Source organism: Variovorax sp. LARHSF232, assembly GCF_052871435.1.
The window spans coordinates 59,970-76,677 of the sequence record NZ_JBIXJS010000006.1; the positions used below are offsets into that span (position 1 = coordinate 59,970).

Below are 16,708 nucleotides of genomic sequence, written 5' to 3' on the forward strand. Positions count from 1 at the left end.
GCATCCGAAGACGTCGATGCCGTGACGACACGGAGGCCTCGCGCCATCTATCGCTTCGAAACCCCGGTGATCCGAAGGACGTTCTGCTCCCTCAACTCGAAATCCGGCACGTCGAGATCAGCCATATGCAGCCGCGACGCATCCTGGTCGGCGTACTGCTTGATCGCGCGCCCCGCGTAGTCCCATTCGCCGAAGCGGCAGGGGTCGAAGTAGCCGCCCTGCCACGGGCGTTCCGGGGCGTAGCGCTCGGCGCCTTTGGGCCGGTGCTCGATCTCGCACCCATCGCTCGGATTCACCAGTGAGTAGACGAAGAACGCAGGACGGCTCGCTTCGATCGGGCGCTGGTTCCAGGTGTGAGCGGTATGCGCCTGAAGGTCATCGAGCATCTCATCGGTCGTGCGCACAAGGGCGAGCGGCGTGCCGTGAAACGAATAGAACTTCGGGCTCCCCTTCGGGACTTCGGAAAGCTCGATGTCCAGGTAGGGCGGCGGCTTGCTTTCCAGGCCAGTCATCCAGTGGATGAGGGCAATCCAGGCAACTGTTCCGACCAGAAAGGCGGCCACGAGAAGTGCGCGTCGCAGCATGGTGGTTGGATCTGCACAGCCGAGAAAGAAATGCCCAGATGTGCCAGCAATCTAGCACTGTGCCTTCTGGCCGATCAAGCCTTGGTGGTCGACGTCTTCACCCGGCCAGCGCATGAAGCGCCAGGCCTCAGGCCAAGGCCCGCCTCAACTCCAGCGCACACAGGCCCACCGCCGTGTTCGCCTCCTCCAGCACCTTCCCCATCAGGATGAAGCCGTGAATCATCCGCTCGAAGTTCACCAGGCTCGACTGGCCGCCTGACTCGCTCAGGCGCTGCGCGTACTGCTGTCCCTCGTCGCGCAGCGGGTCGTAGCCGGCGGTGACGACCAGCGCCGGCGGCAGCCCGCGCAGGTCCTTGTGCAGCAGCGGCGAGCAGCGCCAGTCCATGTCCAGTTCCGTGCCGGCGCCCATGTAGTGGTCGTGGAAATAGCTGATGGTGTCGCGCGTCAGCACATAGCCTTCGCCGTTGGTGCTGTGCGACGAGGCGCAGCGGCGCATGTCGGTGGCGGGATAGATCAGCAGCTGGAACTTGATCGGATGCGGCAGCGGCTGCTCCACATCGTCGCGCAGCGCGATGGCGACCACGGCCGCCAGGTTGCCGCCGGCGCTGTCGCCGCCCACCGCCAGGCGCGATGCATCCAGGCCCAGTCCTTCGGCTGCTTGCGCAATCCATTGGGTCGCTGCGATGCAGTCGTCCACCGCGGCGGGAAATGCATGCTCGGGCCCCAGCCGGTAGTCCACCGACACCACCGCGCACCCGGCTTCGTTGGCCAGCTGACGGCACAGGGTGTCGTGCGTGTCCAGGTCGCCGATGACCCAGCCGCCACCATGGAAATACACCAGCACCGGCAGCAAGCGCTTCTGCTGGCCACACGCAACCGGCGCGTACAAGCGCAGCGGAATTGTTCCGGCAGGGCCCGATGCTTCAAGCGCCTCCACCCGCGCCACCGCCGGCGGCTCGGGCTGCGTGAAAGTGCGCCTCTCGCGGTACAGGCGGCGTGCTTCTTCGGGCACCAGCGTGTGCGTCGGCGGAACGCCACGCGCGGCCATCATGTCGATCAAGGCGCGGGCCTGGGGATGCAGCATGGCATGACTCCTGTTGGATTGAGCACCAGCTTACTTGACAAGGCTGACAGTGCACCGATGATCACGCGCCTCGAACAAGACAAGCACCCCATGCCGCCCCACACCACCCCGATCCTCCTGTGCCTTCACCTGCTCGCTGCCGCGCTGTGGGTGGGCGGCATGGCCACCTTTCATTTCTCCGTGCGGCCTGCCGCGGTGGATGTGCTGGAGTCGCCCTTTCGCCTGCGTTTCCTGTCCGATGCGCTGGGCCGCTTCTTCCGCTGGGTGATCGCGGCCATTGCGCTTCTTCTCATCACCGGCTTCGGCATGGTGGCGTTGGCCGGCGGCATGGGCGCAGTGCGCTGGCATGTCCACGCGATGCTGGGCATTGCGCTGCTGATGATCGTGATCTTCGGCATCGTGCGCTGGCGCCACTATCCACGCCTGGTCGACAAGGTGGCGGCCAGCGACTGGAAGGCCGCCGCGTCGGCGCTGGCCAGCATCCGGCAACTGGTGTTCGTCAACCTGTGGCTGGGCGTGCTGGTCTTCATCGTCGCCGTGGCCGGCCGCACGCTGTGACAGAAACACGCCGCACCATCGCCGGCGTCTGGCCCATCGAGTCGGCCCGCATCGTCGCGGTGGTGGCGCGCATGGTGCGCGACGTCGGCGTGGCCGAAGAACTGGCGCAAGACGCGCTGGTGTCGGCCCTGCAGCAATGGCCGCGCGAGGGCATCCCCGACAACCCCGCCGCCTGGCTCACCGCCGCCGCCAAGCATCGCGCGCTCGACTGGCTGCGCCGCAGCCAGATGATGGCGCTCAAGCACGAGGAAATCGCCCACACCATCGAGGCGCTGGGCGGCGAGCCGATGGCGCCCGGGCCAGAGGAAGCGGCCGACGAGGACATCGACGACGACCTGCTGCGCCTGATCTTCACCGCCTGCCATCCGGTGCTCACGCGCGAGGCGCGGGTGGCGCTCACCTTGCGTGTGCTGGGAGGCCTCAGCACCGACGAGATCGCCCGCGCCTTCCTGGTGCCGGAGCCCACCATTGCCCAGCGCATCGTGCGCGCCAAGGCCAGGCTGCGCGATGCCAAGGTGCCTTACGAAGTGCCGCGTGCGCAAGAGCTGGCGCCGCGCCTGGCCTCGGTGCTTGAAGTGATCTACCTGGTCTTCAACGAAGGCTACGCCGCCACCGCCGGCGACGACTGGATGCGCCCCACCCTGTGCGCCGAAGCGCTGCGCCTGGGCCGCGTGCTGGCGGAGCTGGCGCCGCAGGAGCCGGAGGTGCACGGCCTGGTGGCGCTGATGGAGATCCAGGCCTCGCGCTCGGCCGCGCGCACCGACAGGCACGGCGCGCCGATCCTGCTCTTGGACCAGGACCGTTCGCGCTGGGACCAGTTGCTGATCCGCCGCGGCCTGGCCGCGCTGGCCCGTGCCGAAGGCCCTGGCGGCACGCTCGGTTCCTACGCGCTGCAGGCGGCCATCGCGGCCTGCCATGCGCGGGCATTGGAGGCCAAGGACACCGACTGGGCGCGCATCGCCGCGCTGTACGCCGCGCTGGGTTCGATCGAGCCGTCGCCGGTGGTGGCGCTCAACCGCGCGGTCGCGGTGTCGATGGCCGAGGGCCCGGCCGCCGCCCTGCCCCTGGTCGACGCGCTGGTCGCCGACGGCGCCCTGAAGGACTACCACCTGCTGCCGGCCGTGCGCGGCGACCTGCTCGACAAGCTGGGCCGCCGCGACGACGCGCGGCAGGAATTCGAACGCGCCGCCCAGCTCACCCGCAATCGGCGCGAACGCGAGCTGCTGCTGGCACGCGCGGCCGCCTGCGCCGGCTGACTTGACGCGCTACTTCGGGAACAGGAAGGTCACGACGAAGCGGTAGCCCAGATCATGCGGGCCGTTGTCCGGGCTGTCGGCCCAGTAGCGCAGGCCGCCGGTGAAGCTCACCGGCTGATTGCCGAACTTCACCAGCTTGCCCACCATCAGGTTGACCGGCACGGACCATTCCTTGTTCTTCCAGTCGTAGCTGGATTCGGAGTTGACGGTGAAGGTCCAGGCGTCCTTCGTGGTGTGCGAAAGGAAGGGCTGCAGGAAGGTGCTGCTGAAGCCGGGCCGGCTTTCGACGCCGCCGAAGCCCCAGATGTGATTGACCAGCGCGCCATAGGTCCACGGCCCGTCCTGCTTGAGCACCACGGCGGTCGGGCCGGCGCCCCACTTGCGCGCGCTCAGTTGCGGGTCGGTGCCGGTGGGCAGGTAAATAACCGGCCCCACGCCCCAGATCAGGCCGCCGGCCGTCGGCTCCTTGGGCGAGAAGAAGAAGCTCTGGGTGATGTCGCCGACGCCCGACTGGTTGATGCCGGGCGTGTTCTGGTCGATCAGCGGGACGATGGTCCGGCTGATCAGATTCCACTGCGGGCCGATCGAGAAGGGGATCACCGGTTGCAGGTTCAAGTAGGACTTGTGGCCGGTGCGCCCGTCGCCGTACTTCTGGTCGTAGTTGTATTGCAGCGGCACGCTGATCATCGCGGCGACCGGGTTCGACAGCTTCTTGGCCAGCTCTTCCGAGCTGTCTTGCGCGCGGGCGCCGGCGGCCAGGGCCAGTGTGATGGTGGCAACAGCCAGGCAATGGGCGAAGGCGTGCAGCTGGGTCATGGGCGGCGATGCTAGCAAGCTGCGCGCGGTTTGTCGCAAGGTTCGCAAGGGCTCTGCCAAGGCGTTAGATTGCCGACCATGCAGGACCTTCTCGATCTGGCCACCCAGCATGGCGTGGCTGTGGTCTTTCTCGCTACGCTGGCGGCGCGCCTGGGCGCGCCGGTGCCGGCCTCGGCCGTGCTGGTGGTGGCGGGCGGCCTGGTGGCGGCGGGCCAGCTGTCGCTGGCCGCCATCCTGGGCGCGGCGGTGCTGGCCAACTTGCTGGGCGACGGCGCCTGGTACTACGCCGGCCGGCGCTTCGGCTACCGGGTGATGCGCCTTCTGTGCAAGGTCTCGATGTCGCCCGACACCTGCGTGCGCCGCAGCGAAACCCTGATCACCGACTGGGGCGGCACCTCGCTGCTGGCGGCCAAGTTCGTGCCGGGCGTGTCGGTGGTGGCGCCGCCCATGGCCGGCGCGCTGCACATGCCGCTGCTGCGCTTCACCCTCTTCGACGCCCTCGCCGGCCTGGTCTGGACCGTCGTCTTCGTGGGGCTGGGCTGGGTCTTCTCGCAGCAGATTCAAGAGGTGCTGGACGCGATGGCCAACGCCGGCGCGGTGGGCGGCGCCCTGCTGGTGGCGCTGATCATCATCGGCGTCGGCGTGCGCTGGTGGCGCCGCCGCTCGGCGCTGCGCGACCTGAACGCCGAGCGCATCACCGTCGACGAATTGCGTGCACTGCTGGCGGGCGAGGATGTGCCCGTCGTCATCGACGTGCGCTCCGAAGCCGCCACCACCATCGACCCGCGCCGCATTCCGGGCGCCCTGCCGCTGCATCCGGAGGGCATCGAGCGCCACGTGCCGCAACTGCCGCGCGACCGCCAGATCGTGCTGTATTGCGATTGCCCCAACGACATCTCCGCCGCCAAGGCCGCGGCCGTGCTGGCGCGCCATGGCTTCGTGCGGGTACGGCCGCTGCGCGGCGGGCTGCAGGCCTGGGTGGACGCCGAAGCGGCCACGGCGACGCCGCAACCCGTGGCGCTCGCGCCCTGATTCAGCGCCTGTTTACCAGCGGCAGGAAGCGCGGCGCCGGCTTCATGGCGCGAGCTTGCGTGCGATCAGGTCTTTCATGATCTCGCTGGTGCCGCCGTAGATGCGCTGGATGCGCGAGTCGGCGTAGAGCCGCGCGATCGGGTATTCGGCCATGTAGCCGTAGCCGCCGAACAGCTGCAGGCACTCGTCGACCACCTTGCCCTGCTGCTCGGAGCACCACAGCTTGGCCATGTAGGCCGCCTCGGGCTCGAGCGTGCCGTCGACCAGGCGCTGGACGCAGTCGTTGACGAAGCTGCGTGCCACATGGGCCAAGGTGGCGCATTCGGCCAGCTTGAAGCGGGTGTTCTGAAAATCGAACACCGTCTGGCCGAAGGCCTTGCGCTGCTGCGTGTAGTCCACCGTCAGTTCGACCGCGCGCTCGATCACGGCGGCCGCCGGCACGCACAGCAGCATGCGCTCGTAGGGCAGCTGGCTCATCAGCTGTGCAAAGCCTTGGCCTTCCACTTCCCCCAGCAATTGGTCGAGCGAAACGCGCACGCCGTCGAAGAACAGCTCGGCGGTATCGGAGGCATGCTGGCCCAGCTTTTCCAGCCGGCGGCCGACCCGAAAGCCCGGCAGGTTTTCGGTCTCCAGCACCACGAGCGACACGCCGCGGCTGCCGGCCTCGCCGGTGCGCACGGCCACCACCAGCAGGTTGGCGCTGAAGCCGTTGGTGATGAAGGTCTTCGCGCCGTCGATCACATAGTGCTCGCCGTCGCGCCGGGCGCGGGTGCGCAGCGCCTTCAGGTCGGAGCCGCAGCCGGGCTCGGTGAGCGCGATGCCGGCCAGCATCTCGCCACTGGCCAGCTTGGGCAGCCAGCGCTGCTTTTGCGCGTCGCTGCCGTAGTCGAGGATGTAGTGCGCGGCCAGGTTGTGCACGGCCGTGTTGGCGGGAACCTCCGCCTTGGCCAGTTCGTCCTGCACGACCAGTTGGTAGGCCAGGGTGGCACCGGCGCCGCCATAGCGCTCGTCCAGTTCAGGCAACAGGAAACCCATTTCGCCGAAGGGACGCCAGACCTCGCGCGGAACGAATCCCTGGCGTCGCCAGCCGTCCAGTTGCGGCGCCAACTCTGCGACCACGTAGCGGCGAACCTGCTCGCGAAAGGCTTCGATTTCATCGTCCATCCATCGATGGCGGTACAACTGGGGCAGCATGTCGTGGCTCCTTGCTCAGTCTTGCTTGGCGCGCGCCAGGAAGCGCGCGCAGGCCGTGTTGAAGAATTCACCGGCCACATGCCGGCGCTGAACCGCACGTTCGTCGGCCAGTTGTCGTGCCAGCGCGTTCGCGGGCGCCGCGTCGACCAGGGTGCGCGTATCCCGCACCGCTGCCGCCGGCACCCTGCCGAGGCGCTGCGCCAGCAGTTGCGCCTGCTCGGGCAGATCGGCATCGTCCACACAGCGCCAGATCAGTCCCCATTGCTCGGCCTGCCCGGCATCGATGCGATCGCCGAGCAAGGCCGTACCCAGCGCCCGGCTGCGACTGAGCTGCCGAGCCAGCACCCAGGTCGCGCCCAGATCGGGGACCAAGCCAAGTTGCTGCACCTGGGGCACCAGGAAGTAGGCCGAACGCGCCGCCAGCACGACATCGGCCGCCAGCGCGATGCCGACGGCACCGCCGGCGCAGGGGCCATTGACCGCCGAGACCACGGGCACCGGGCATTGCGCGATGGCCTGCGTCAGCGGATTGCCGATCTCCTCCATGAAGCGCGCAATCTCTTGCTGGACATGGGCCGGGCCGCCTGGCAGCAGCTCGCCGAACCAGCCGATGTCGCCGCCGGCTGAAAAGGCGCGACCGGCACCGGTCAGCACGATCGCACGCGTGCGATCGTCGGCCGCGCTGGCGCGAAAGACTTCGAGGAGCTCGGTGCTCAGCGCCGGCCCGAGCGCGTTGAGCACCTCGGGCCGCTCGAGCGTGAGCGTGACCACGCCTTCGCGCAGCGTGCGCCGGACGAGTGCGGCCATCGCTCAGATGCCCGTGAGGCCGCCGCTGCACATCAGCGTCTGGCCGCTCACATAGTCGGACTCGGGAATGCACAGCAGGTACACGGCGCCCGCGGCCTCGTCGGGTGTGCCGCCCCGGCCGAGCGGGATGCTGCGCTCCATCATCGCCATCAGCTCGGGATTGACGCCGAGCTTGATTTCGCGCCCTTCGATGTTGGCGGTGGACTCGCCCGCGGCACTGGTGGTGAGCCGCGTCCTGATGAAGCCGTAGGCCACGCAGTTGACGGTGACGTTCATGCGCCCCCATTCCTTGGCCAGGGTCTGCGTCATGCCGACGATGCCGGCCTTGGCGGCGGAATAGTTGGTCTGCCCCGCGTTGCCGAACAGGCCGGCCACCGACGAGATGTTGACCACCTTGCGCACCACGCGCCGGCCGGCATCGGACTCGGCCTTGGACAGTGCCCGGATTACCGGCTGGGCGGCCCGCAGGATGCGAAAGGGCGCGGTGAGGTGGCAGTCCATCATCGCGTACCACTGCTCGTCGCTCATCTTCTGGATCACGCTGTCCCAGGTATAGCCGGCGTTGTTGATGATGAGGTCGAGGCCCTTGTATTCGTTGACGGCCGTGCCGATGAAGCGCTCGGCAAAGTCCGACGCAGTGACGCTGCCGACGCAGGCCACGGCCTGGCCGCCGGCATCACGGATGGCCTGCACCACCTCCTGCGCCGGTTCGGCGTCGAGGTCGTTGACGACGATACGCGCGCCTTCGCTGGCCAGCTTGAGCGCGATCGAGCGGCCGATGCCGCGGCCCGAACCGGTGATGAGGGCGACCTTGCCTTCGAGTTTGGGTGTCATGGTGGATCTCTCTTCAACAAAGGACATTGAGGTCAAGGCAGCGCAACCAGCGCCTCGCCGACGATCTTGGTCTGGCCGAACTGGTTGGCGCTCTGCAGCTCGATGCGCACGCAGCGTTCGCCTTCGTGCTCGAGCTTCTCGATCACGCGGCCGGTGCAGCGCATCGCGTTTCCCAGGTGCGTGATGCCCTGGAAGCGCGCCTCGAAGCGGCGCAGCCGGCTCTGCGGTGCCCAGCCAGTGACGAGGCGGCCGAGCCAGGCCATGCCCAGCATGCCTTGCGCGAAAACATCGGGCATGCCGGCCTTGCGCGCGAAGTCGGCGTCGATGTGGATCGGGTTGTGGTCGCCCGAGGCACCGGCAAACAGGGCCAGTGCCGCGCGGCTGACAGGCGGCAGCTGCAGCGCCGGCAGCGCGTCGCCGACTTGAACACTGTCGAAAGTGGGGGTTTGCATGGTCGGTCTCCGGTCAGTTCCTGCAGACGATGACGGTGCGCAGCTCGGCCACCAGCTCGCCCTTCTGATTGGTGGCGCGCGATGTCTTCACGACGAACTCCAGCGCGCCGTTCTTTTTGTCGTAGATGTCCGTGACGGTGGAACGCACGGTCACCGTGTCGCCCACGCAGGCCGGGCGGTGGTAGCTGAAGCTCTGTTCGCCGTGCAACAGCTTGGCAAGCGGAATTTCCAAGTCCGCCAGCAGGCGGTCCGAGGCGCCCGAGTCGAGTTCGGCCGCAAACAGGAAGGTCGGCGGCGCCTGCAGGTCGGGGTAGCCGGCGTCGCGCGCGGCCGCCTGGTCGGTGTAGACGGGATCGGTTTCGCCGATCGCCTTGGCAAAGAACTGCAGCCGGCTGCGCTCGATGGGCAGCACCGAGGCGGGCAGCTCGTGGCCGATCCATTTCTTGTCGATCATGGTCGCTCCTGTGGATGTCAAACGCGTTCGTACAGCGTCACCACGCAGGCGCCGCCCAGGCCCAGGTTGTGCTGCAGCGCCAGCCGCGCGCCTTCGACCTGGCGCTTGCCGGCGGTGCCGCGCAACTGCTGGACCAGCTCGGTGCATTGCGCCAGGCCGGTGGCGCCCAGCGGGTGGCCCTTGCTCAAGAGGCCGCCCGAAGGGTTGGTGACGAACTTGCCGCCGTAGCTGTTGTCGCCGTCCACCACGAACTTCTCCGCCCCGCCCACCGGGCACAGACCCAGGCCTTCGTAGGTGATCAGTTCGTTGTGGGCGAAGCAGTCGTGTAGCTCGACCACGTCGATGTCCCGCGGGCTGATGCCGGCCGCCTCGTACACCTGCTGCGCCGCGTTGCGCGTCATGCTGAAGCCGACCACCTCGCGCATGTCGCGAGCGTCGAAGGCGGCGGGGACGTCCGTGGTCATGGCCTGGGCGCGGATGCGCACGCTCGCGTCCAGCCCATGCTTCTTCGCAAAGGCCTCTGAGCAGACGATGGCCGCGGCGGCGCCGCAGGTGGGCGGACAGGCCATCAGCCGGGTCATCACGCCGGGCCACATCATGGGCGAGGCCATCACTTCTTCTTCGGTGACCACGGTGCGGAACAGCGCCAACGGGTTGTTCGCGGCATGGCGACTGGCCTTGGCCCGGATCTTGGCGAAGGTCTCGACCCGGGTGCCGAACTCCTTCATGTGCGCCAGGCCGGCGCCGCCGAAGTAGCGCAGCGCCAGCGGCAAGTCGACCTCGACCAGCTCATCGGTGGCTTGGTCGAAGCGCTCGAAGGGGCTGGCCCGATCGTCGAACTTGGCGCCCAGGGCACCCGGGCTCATCTGCTCGAAGCCGAGCGCCAGCACGCAATCGGCGGCACCGCTCGCCACGGCCTGGCGCGCCAGGAACAGCGCCGTCGAACCGGTGGAGCAGTTGTTGTTGACGTTGATGACCGGGATGCCGGTCATGCCCACCTCGTAGAGCGCGCGCTGGCCGCAGGTTGAGTCGCCGTAGACGTAGCCCACATAGGCCTGCTGCACGGCGTCGTAGCCGATGCCGGCGTCGGCCAGCGCCTGCCGTGTGGCCTTGGCGGCCATCTGCGGGTAGGGCTCGTTGGCCCCGGGTTTGGTGAAGGGGATCATGCCGACCCCGGCGACGACAGCGTCACGGCTCATGGAAGACTCCTGAAGTGGGAAGAAGAAGGAAGCGAGGAGAAGCGGGGCACCGCTTCACGCGACCGCACGCTCGCGGCCTTGCCAGTAGGGCTCGCGCAGCTTGGTTTTCAGCACCTTGCCGGCGCCGGACAAGGGCAGCGCGTCGACGAATTCCACGCTGCGCGGGCACTTGTAGTTGGCGATCAGCTCCTTGCAATGCGCGATCAGCGCCTCTGCCGAAACCGCGTGATCGGGCTTGCGCACCACCACCGCATGCACCGCCTCGCCCCATTCGTCGCTCGGCACGCCGATCACCGCGCAAGCCGCAATGGCGGGATGCTGGGCCAGGGCGTTCTCGACCTCGGCCGAATAGACGTTCTCGCCGCCGCTGATGATCATGTCCTTGAGCCGGTCGGCGATGAAGATGAAGCCGTCGTCGTCCATCCAGGCGCCGTCGCCGGTGTGCATCCAGCCGCCCTGCAGCGCCGCGGCGGTGAGGCCGGGCTGGTTCCAGTAGCCCTGCATCACATTGGGGCCGCGCACCACGACTTCGCCCACGGTGCCGCGCGGCACCTCGACGCCAAGCGCGTCGAGGATCTTCACCTCGCAGATGAAGCTGGCGCGGCCGGCCGAGCGCAGCTTGCCGAGCTTGCGGGCTTCCGGCGTGTGGTACCAGGCGGGGTTGATGGTGGCCAGAGGCGACAGTTCCGTCATGCCGTAGGCCTGCACGAAAGCCACGCCGGGCAGCGCCGCCATGGCGCGCTCGATCACCGCTTCGGAGATTGGCGAGGCGCCGTAGCCGATGGACTGGAGCGCGCCCAGGTCGCGCGGCTTCTTCATGGCCGGGTGATCGACCAGCATCTGGATCATGGTGGGCACCAGCAGCACGTGGGTGACACGCTCGCGCTCCAGCGCGTCCAGCACCAGCTCGGGATTGAAGGCCGGGACGATGGCGTGCGTGTTGCCCTCGATCCAGTGCGGCATGGAGATTCCCATATCCGCCAGGTGGAACATCGGCGCCGCGTGCAGGTAGGTGCCGCCCTGCGTGGCGAGCCCCTCCGCATGCAAGGCCAGGCCCGAGCTGCAGAGGTTGCCGTGGCTCAACATCACGCCCTTGGGAAAGCCAGTGGTGCCGCCGGTGTAGAAGATGCCGGCCAGGTCGTCGCCGCGGCGCAACGCATCGGGGACCGGGTCGGTGACGGCGAGCAGCGCCTCGTAGCCGTGCATGCCGTCCGGCGCATCGCCGTCGCCGCAATAGATCACCTCGCGCAGGCTCGCCGCGTCGCCGCGGAACTGCTCGACCATCGGGCGGAAGGTCGAATCGACCAGAAGAATCGTCGAGCCCGAATCGTTCAGCGAGTAGAGGATTTCCGCGGCCGACCAGCGGATGTTGCAGGGATTCAGCACGCCACCGCCCCAAGGCACGGCCATCTGGTATTCGAGGTAGCGGTCGGAGTTGAGCGACAGCATCGCGACCCGGTCGCCGGTCTGCATGCCGAGCTTGCGCAAGGCGCCGGCCAGGCGCGCCACGCGGTCGGCGAACTCGCGGAAATTGCGCTGACGCTCGCCGAAGCGCACCGCGATGCGATCGGGGTGCTGCTGAGCCGCGCGGTGCAAGGCTTGAGTGAGGTACATGCTGTTTGTCTCCTTCCGGCCTCGGGAATCCTTGGCCTCTTTGTCGTGTGTGCTCATGGTAGAAATTGCCGCCGGTCCGCGCGATGGCGCATTGCGTCGATCGAATGGCAAAAGACCTCAATCCACCCAACCCGCCCCCTCTGCTTGAAATGCTGCGTGCTCCGGTCACCATTCCGATGGTCTTCGTGCAGGGCATGCTGTCCGGGGCACAGGCGCGCGGCCAGTCGTGCGAAGCCTTGCTCGCCGGCGCGGGCATCGCGCCGGAACTGCTTGCGCAAGCCGGTGCGCGTCACCTCGGACCAGTACGTGGCGCTGTTCCGCCTGCTGATGGATCGGCTGGATGACGAATGCCTCGGCTTCCTCGCGCGGCCGCTCAAGCGCGGCAGCCTGGCCCTGATGACGCGCTCGGCGATCAGCGCCGGCACGCTCGATCGCGCGCTGCACCGCGTGGCGCACACCTTTCGCCTGCTGCAGGACGACGTGCTGCTCGAGCCGGTGCGCGAAGGCGCGCTGGCCGGTGTGGCGCTGCACTTCACCCACCCCGCGGCGGCGTACCCACCGTTTACGCACGAGCTTCTGCTGCGCGTTTTCTGGCGCGTGCTGGCCTGGCTGGCGGGCGGCCGCCTGCCCGCCGCGCGCTTCGATTTCGCCTTTGCGAGCCCGCCGTATGCAGGCCTCTACAGCAAGGTTTTTCCGGCACCGATGCGCTTCGAGTGCGGCCGTTCGGCGCTGTGGTTCGATGCGGCGTGGCTGCAGGCGCCGGTCCGGCGCAGCGAGGCCGCGCTGCGCGCCTTCCTGGCCGAAGCGCACTCCCAGGTGATCGTGCCGCGACGCGGCGACGAAGCGGTCAGCGATCGCGTGCGGGATCACCTGCAAAGCGCCAAGCCGGCGTGGCCCGATCTTGCGGCGACGGCAACGGCGCTCCACATGTCGACCTCCACGCTGCAGCGGCGCCTGGCCAGCGAAGGCTGTTCCTTTCAATCCCTGAAGGACGAACTGCGCCGTGACAGCGCGATCGTCCGCCTGAACACCAGCACGGTGCCGCTCGCGGCCCTGGCCTTCGAGCTGGGCTTTGCCGACAGCGCGGCTTTTCAACGGGCCTTCAAGGGCTGGACCGGCAGCGCGCCCGGCGCCTACCGGCGCGGCAGCTGAGGTAGCCACTTGCCGCAAGCGCGCGCTGCGAGGTGGGCCTAGAGTGCTGCAAGCGCCTTGCGCCTGCACAACACGCCATGCCCGTCATCGAATCCCGTCTTCACCCTTCCAGCACGGACTTTCAAGCGCAGCGCGCCAGCATGCTGGCCCTGCTGGCGCAAGTGCGTGCGCATGAGGCGCGGTCGGCGGCGGCCTCGCAGGCCTCGGCCGAGCGCTTTGCCAAGCGCGGCCAGCTGTTGCCGCGCGAACGCATCGCGCTGTTGCTGGACGTCGGGGCGCCTTTCATCCCCCTTTGCACCCTGGCCGGCCTGGGCCGCGACAACCCCGACCTGGACAAGAGCGTGCCTGGCGGCGGCGTGATCGCCGGCATCGGTTACGTCTCGGGCATTCGATGCATGGTGTGCGCGTCCGATTCCGGCATCGACGCCGGCGCGCTGCAGCCCATGGGACTGGACAAGCAGTTGCGCATGCAGGAGATCGCGCTGGAGAACAAGCTGCCCTTCTTGCAGTTGGTGGAAAGCGCCGGCGCCAACCTCATGCAGTACCGGGTCGAGGAGTTCGTGCGCGGCGGCCAGATCTTTCGCAACCTGGCGCGCATGTCGGCCGCCGGGCTGCCGGTGGTGACGGTGACGCATGGCTCCTCCACCGCGGGCGGCGCCTACCAGACCGGCCTGTCGGACTACATCGTGATGGTGCGCGGCCGCTCGCGCGCCTTCCTGGCAGGCCCGCCCCTCTTGAAGGCCGCTACCGGCGAGATCGCCACCGAGGAAGCCTTGGGCGGCGCGGTGATGCACACCCATGTGTCGGGCCTGGGCGACTACCTGGCCGAAGACGACCGCGATGCCATCCGCATCGCGCGCGATATCCTGGCCGGCATCGACTGGGAACGGCGCGGCGACGCGCCGGCGCGCGCCTTCGGGCCACCGCGCTTCGATGCCGAAGACCTGGCTGGCGTCATGCCGGCCGACCCCAAGCGGCCGGTGGACATGCGCGAGGTGATCGCGCGCATTGCCGACAACTCCGAGTTCCTGCCCTTTTCCGAGAACTACGGCAGCGCCACCGTCTGCGGCCACATCCGGCTGGAAGGCCATGCGCTGGGCGTGATCACCAACAACGGCCCCATCGATTCGGATGGCGCGGTGAAGGCCACACACTTCATCCAGGCCTGCTGCCAGTCGCGCACCCCGCTCCTTTACTTGCAGAACATCACCGGCTACATGGTGGGCGTAGCGCACGAGGAGGCCGGCATCATCAAGCACGGGGCCAAGATGATCCAGGCCGTGACCAATGCGACGGTGCCGCAGATCACCCTGCATTGCGGCGCCTCGTACGGCGCCGGCAACTACGGCATGTGCGGGCGCGGCTTTGCGCCGCGCTTTGCCCTGTCATGGCCCAACGCGCGCACCGCGGTGATGGGCGGCGAGCAGGCCGCCAGGACCATGGCCATCGTGATGGAGGCCGGCCTCGCCCGCAAGGGCGGCACGGCCGACCCGGCCAAGCTGGAGGCCATGCAGCAGCAGATCGTCGAGCGCTTCGAGCGGCAGATGAGCGTGTTCACGACCAGCGCGCTGCTGCTGGACGATGGCGTGATCGATCCGCGCGACACGCGGGCGGTGCTGGCCGAACTGTTCGCCGTGTGCCGCAGCAGCGAGCGCCGCATGCCCCAAGCCATGCAGTTTTCGGTGGCGCGGCCATGACGGGCGTGGGGGCCACGTTCCAGAAGCTCTTGATTGCCAACCGCGGCGAGATCGCCGTGCGGGTGATGCGCACGGCCAAGGCCATGGGCCTGCGAACGGTCGCGGTGCATTCCACGGTCGACGCGGATTCCCCTCATGTCCAGCAAGCCGACGAGGCCGTATGCATCGGCGAGGCCCTGCCGGCCCAGAGCTACCTGAACATCGACGCCATCCTGGCGGCAGCACGCGCCACCGGCGCCGACGCGGTACATCCCGGCTATGGCTTCCTGGCCGAGAGCGCCGCCTTCGCCCAGGCCTGTTGCGATGCCGGCCTGGTCTTCGTCGGCCCCTCGCCCGAAGCGATCCGCGCCATGGGGGACAAGGCCGGCGCCAAGCGCCTGATGCAGGCGGCCGGCGTGCCCTGCATTGCCGGCTACCAGGGCGAGGATCAGAGCGCCACCACCTTGAAGCGCGAGGCGCAGCAGCTCGGCTGGCCGCTGATGATCAAGGCCACGGCGGGCGGCGGCGGGCGCGGCATGCGGCTCGTCAGCGCGCCCCAGCAGTTCGACGCGCTGCTGCAAAGCGCACAGTCCGAAGCGCTGCATGCCTTTGGCGATGCCACCGTGATCCTGGAGCGCGCCGTACAGGCGCCGCGCCATATCGAGATCCAGGTGATGGCGGATCGCCACGGCCATGCCATCCACCTGGGCGAGCGCGACTGCTCGGTACAGCGGCGCCATCAGAAGATCATCGAAGAAGCGCCCTCGCCGGCGGTATCGCGCGCGCTGCGCGAGCGCATGGGCGAGGCGGCGCTGGCGGCGGTGCGCGCCATCGGCTACGAAGGCGCGGGCACGCTCGAATTTCTGCTCGACGCCAAGGGCGGCTTCTGGTTCATGGAAATGAACACGCGGCTGCAGGTGGAGCACCCAGTGACCGAAGCGTTGACCGGGCTGGACCTGGTGGCGCTTCAGCTGCGCATCGCGGCCGGCGAGCCCTTGCTGCTGCGGCAGGAAGATGTGCGCTTCGAGGGCCATGCCATCGAGGTGCGGCTGTGCGCCGAGAACCCGCACGAAGACTTCATGCCGCACAGCGGCGCTCTCGCGCTGTGGCAGCCATCGCCATCGCTGCGGGTGGAGCATGCGCTGCGCTCAGGCAGCGAAGTGCCGCCCTACTACGACTCGATGATCGCCAAGCTGATTGCCCATGGCGCGACGCGCGCCGAGGCCCGCCAGCGCCTGCTTGCGGGGCTGGCCGACACGGTGGTGCTGGGCGTGGAAACGAACCAGCACTTCCTGCAGCGCTGCCTGGCGCATCCGGTCTTTGCGGCCGGCGACGCAACGACGGCCTTCATCGGGCAGCATCAAGCCGAACTGCTGGCTGACGATGCGCAGGCCCGGGCCAAAGTGGCTGTGCTGGCTGCCGCCGTGCTTCAGGCCGGCAGCCAGCGCGCACCCTCGCCGCTGGCCCACACGCTGGCGGCACCGCTGCGCTTTGTGCTGGATGGCCATGCCCACCAGGCCCGGGTGCGGCGCGTGGCGCACGGGCGCTACGCGGTCGCCCTCGACGGCGCGGCGCCGGTGGAAATCGCGCTTGCGCATCCGGGCGAAGGCCGGCTGCTCGTCTTGCAAGAAGACGGCGTGCAGTCGCCGCTGGTCTGTGCCCGCGCCGGCGACCGGTTGCTGCTGCACATCGCCGGCCGCGCCCACGAACTGCGCGACACCTCGCTGGCGCCGCCCGAGGGCACGGACAACAGCGCCGGCGATGGCCTGCTGCGCGCCGCCATGAGCGGCCGCGTCACGGCACTGCTGGCCGCCGAAGGCGATCTGGTCGCTGCCGGCCAGCCCCTGGTCACCCTGGAGGCGATGAAGATGGAACATCTGCACTGCGCGCCGCACGCGGGCCGATTGGCCGCGCTGCACGTCGCGCTGGGCGAGCAGGTCACCCTGCGCCAAGTGGTGGCGCAAGTGGCTGCGCTACCCTGAAGCCAGAGACACGA

At 68.6% G+C, this 16,708-nt stretch carries 17 protein-coding genes; 7 read left to right on the plus strand and 10 right to left on the minus strand.

Going from position 1 to position 16,708, the window contains the following annotated elements; genetic code table 11:
• Positions 1–47: 47 nt before the first annotated feature.
• Positions 48–584: a hypothetical protein gene (locus tag ACIPRI_RS16340; RefSeq protein WP_446622516.1), complete on the minus strand. Its 537-nt coding sequence runs from the start codon at positions 582–584 to the stop codon at positions 48–50.
• A gap of 127 nt (positions 585–711) precedes the next feature.
• Positions 712–1,668: an alpha/beta hydrolase gene (locus tag ACIPRI_RS16345; RefSeq protein WP_446622517.1), complete on the minus strand. Its 957-nt coding sequence runs from the start codon at positions 1,666–1,668 to the stop codon at positions 712–714.
• A gap of 57 nt (positions 1,669–1,725) precedes the next feature.
• Here ACIPRI_RS16345 and ACIPRI_RS16350 point away from each other — a divergent pair, with 57 nt between their 5' ends.
• Both ACIPRI_RS16350 and ACIPRI_RS16355 read left to right on the plus strand, forming a co-directional pair.
• A complete protein-coding gene (locus tag ACIPRI_RS16350; protein ID WP_446622518.1) occupies positions 1,726–2,226 on the plus strand; it encodes a CopD family protein in 501 nt (166 codons plus the stop codon).
• Positions 2,223–3,482 (plus strand): RNA polymerase sigma factor, encoded by a 1,260-nt coding sequence (locus ACIPRI_RS16355; RefSeq protein WP_446622519.1) that lies wholly within the window; start codon positions 2,223–2,225, stop codon positions 3,480–3,482. The genes ACIPRI_RS16350 and ACIPRI_RS16355 overlap by 4 nt, the downstream gene beginning before the upstream one ends.
• Positions 3,483–3,491: 9 nt before the next feature.
• On the opposite strand, the gene ACIPRI_RS16360 is transcribed toward ACIPRI_RS16355, so the two are convergent.
• The gene (locus tag ACIPRI_RS16360; RefSeq protein WP_446622520.1) at positions 3,492–4,298 is read right to left on the minus strand and encodes a transporter; all 807 of its coding nucleotides are present in this window, start codon (positions 4,296–4,298) and stop codon (positions 3,492–3,494) included.
• Positions 4,299–4,376: 78 nt separating this feature from the next.
• Here ACIPRI_RS16360 and ACIPRI_RS16365 point away from each other — a divergent pair, with 78 nt between their 5' ends.
• Positions 4,377–5,330 carry a VTT domain-containing protein gene (locus tag ACIPRI_RS16365; protein ID WP_446622521.1) on the plus strand — a complete coding sequence of 318 codons (954 nt, stop codon included), beginning with the start codon at positions 4,377–4,379 and terminating at the stop codon, positions 5,328–5,330.
• 42 nt (positions 5,331–5,372) lie between these two features.
• Here ACIPRI_RS16365 and ACIPRI_RS16370 read toward each other — a convergent pair whose 3' ends face one another.
• Genes ACIPRI_RS16370 through ACIPRI_RS16400 form a run of 7 tightly spaced genes read right to left on the minus strand, consistent with a single transcriptional unit; the run spans position 5,373 to position 11,884 of the window.
• Positions 5,373–6,524 (minus strand): acyl-CoA dehydrogenase family protein, encoded by a 1,152-nt coding sequence (locus ACIPRI_RS16370; RefSeq protein ID WP_446622522.1) that lies wholly within the window; start codon positions 6,522–6,524, stop codon positions 5,373–5,375.
• A gap of 15 nt (positions 6,525–6,539) precedes the next feature.
• The gene (locus ACIPRI_RS16375; protein ID WP_446622523.1) at positions 6,540–7,331 is read right to left on the minus strand and encodes an enoyl-CoA hydratase/isomerase family protein; all 792 of its coding nucleotides are present in this window, start codon (positions 7,329–7,331) and stop codon (positions 6,540–6,542) included.
• A gap of 3 nt (positions 7,332–7,334) precedes the next feature.
• Positions 7,335–8,165, minus strand: a complete 831-nt coding sequence (locus tag ACIPRI_RS16380; RefSeq protein WP_446622524.1) for an SDR family NAD(P)-dependent oxidoreductase — start codon at positions 8,163–8,165, stop codon at positions 7,335–7,337.
• A gap of 32 nt (positions 8,166–8,197) precedes the next feature.
• Positions 8,198–8,617, minus strand: a complete 420-nt coding sequence (locus ACIPRI_RS16385; protein WP_446622525.1) for a MaoC family dehydratase — start codon at positions 8,615–8,617, stop codon at positions 8,198–8,200.
• A 13-nt stretch (positions 8,618–8,630) separates the two neighbouring features.
• Positions 8,631–9,071, minus strand: a complete 441-nt coding sequence (locus ACIPRI_RS16390; RefSeq protein ID WP_446622526.1) for a MaoC family dehydratase N-terminal domain-containing protein — start codon at positions 9,069–9,071, stop codon at positions 8,631–8,633.
• 17 nt (positions 9,072–9,088) lie between these two features.
• Positions 9,089–10,270 carry a lipid-transfer protein gene (locus tag ACIPRI_RS16395; RefSeq protein WP_446622527.1) on the minus strand — a complete coding sequence of 394 codons (1,182 nt, stop codon included), beginning with the start codon at positions 10,268–10,270 and terminating at the stop codon, positions 9,089–9,091.
• A 54-nt stretch (positions 10,271–10,324) separates the two neighbouring features.
• Positions 10,325–11,884 carry a long-chain-fatty-acid--CoA ligase gene (locus ACIPRI_RS16400; RefSeq protein WP_446622528.1) on the minus strand — a complete coding sequence of 520 codons (1,560 nt, stop codon included), beginning with the start codon at positions 11,882–11,884 and terminating at the stop codon, positions 10,325–10,327.
• 104 nt (positions 11,885–11,988) lie between these two features.
• On the opposite strand from ACIPRI_RS16400, the gene ACIPRI_RS16405 reads away from it, so the two are divergent.
• The 4 genes from ACIPRI_RS16405 to ACIPRI_RS16420 all read left to right on the plus strand — a co-directional run bounded on the left by ACIPRI_RS16405 (position 11,989) and on the right by ACIPRI_RS16420 (position 16,694).
• Positions 11,989–12,228, plus strand: coding sequence for a hypothetical protein (locus ACIPRI_RS16405; protein WP_446622529.1), 240 nt, complete (start codon positions 11,989–11,991; stop codon positions 12,226–12,228).
• Positions 12,167–13,036 (plus strand): AraC family transcriptional regulator, encoded by an 870-nt coding sequence (locus tag ACIPRI_RS16410; RefSeq protein ID WP_446622530.1) that lies wholly within the window; start codon positions 12,167–12,169, stop codon positions 13,034–13,036. The genes ACIPRI_RS16405 and ACIPRI_RS16410 overlap by 62 nt, the downstream gene beginning before the upstream one ends.
• A gap of 77 nt (positions 13,037–13,113) precedes the next feature.
• Positions 13,114–14,733, plus strand: a complete 1,620-nt coding sequence (locus ACIPRI_RS16415; protein WP_446622531.1) for an acyl-CoA carboxylase subunit beta — start codon at positions 13,114–13,116, stop codon at positions 14,731–14,733.
• A complete protein-coding gene (locus ACIPRI_RS16420) occupies positions 14,730–16,694 on the plus strand; it encodes an acetyl/propionyl/methylcrotonyl-CoA carboxylase subunit alpha (RefSeq protein WP_446622532.1) in 1,965 nt (654 codons plus the stop codon). Before ACIPRI_RS16415 ends, ACIPRI_RS16420 begins: the two co-directional genes overlap by 4 nt.
• The last annotated feature ends 14 nt before the right edge of the window (positions 16,695–16,708 follow it).

Bases quoted from the DNA above. Each gene is read 5' to 3' on its own strand.
- ACIPRI_RS16365 (WP_446622521.1), top strand. From the start codon at position 4,377: ATGCAGGACCTTCTCGATCTGGCCACCCAGCATGGCGTGGCTGTGGTC.
- ACIPRI_RS16340 (WP_446622516.1), bottom strand. From the start codon at position 584: ATGCTGCGACGCGCACTTCTCGTGGCCGCCTTTCTGGTCGGAACAGTT.
- ACIPRI_RS16375 (WP_446622523.1), bottom strand. From the start codon at position 7,331: ATGGCCGCACTCGTCCGGCGCACGCTGCGCGAAGGCGTGGTCACGCTC.
- ACIPRI_RS16360 (WP_446622520.1), bottom strand. From the start codon at position 4,298: ATGACCCAGCTGCACGCCTTCGCCCATTGCCTGGCTGTTGCCACCATC.
- ACIPRI_RS16415 (WP_446622531.1), top strand. From the start codon at position 13,114: ATGCCCGTCATCGAATCCCGTCTTCACCCTTCCAGCACGGACTTTCAA.
- ACIPRI_RS16350 (WP_446622518.1), top strand. From the start codon at position 1,726: ATGATCACGCGCCTCGAACAAGACAAGCACCCCATGCCGCCCCACACC.
- ACIPRI_RS16395 (WP_446622527.1), bottom strand. From the start codon at position 10,270: ATGAGCCGTGACGCTGTCGTCGCCGGGGTCGGCATGATCCCCTTCACC.
- ACIPRI_RS16380 (WP_446622524.1), bottom strand. From the start codon at position 8,165: ATGACACCCAAACTCGAAGGCAAGGTCGCCCTCATCACCGGTTCGGGC.
- ACIPRI_RS16370 (WP_446622522.1), bottom strand. From the start codon at position 6,524: ATGCTGCCCCAGTTGTACCGCCATCGATGGATGGACGATGAAATCGAA.
- ACIPRI_RS16405 (WP_446622529.1), top strand. From the start codon at position 11,989: ATGGCAAAAGACCTCAATCCACCCAACCCGCCCCCTCTGCTTGAAATG.
- ACIPRI_RS16385 (WP_446622525.1), bottom strand. From the start codon at position 8,617: ATGCAAACCCCCACTTTCGACAGTGTTCAAGTCGGCGACGCGCTGCCG.
- ACIPRI_RS16345 (WP_446622517.1), bottom strand. From the start codon at position 1,668: ATGCTGCATCCCCAGGCCCGCGCCTTGATCGACATGATGGCCGCGCGT.
- ACIPRI_RS16420 (WP_446622532.1), top strand. From the start codon at position 14,730: ATGACGGGCGTGGGGGCCACGTTCCAGAAGCTCTTGATTGCCAACCGC.
- ACIPRI_RS16400 (WP_446622528.1), bottom strand. From the start codon at position 11,884: ATGTACCTCACTCAAGCCTTGCACCGCGCGGCTCAGCAGCACCCCGAT.
- ACIPRI_RS16390 (WP_446622526.1), bottom strand. From the start codon at position 9,071: ATGATCGACAAGAAATGGATCGGCCACGAGCTGCCCGCCTCGGTGCTG.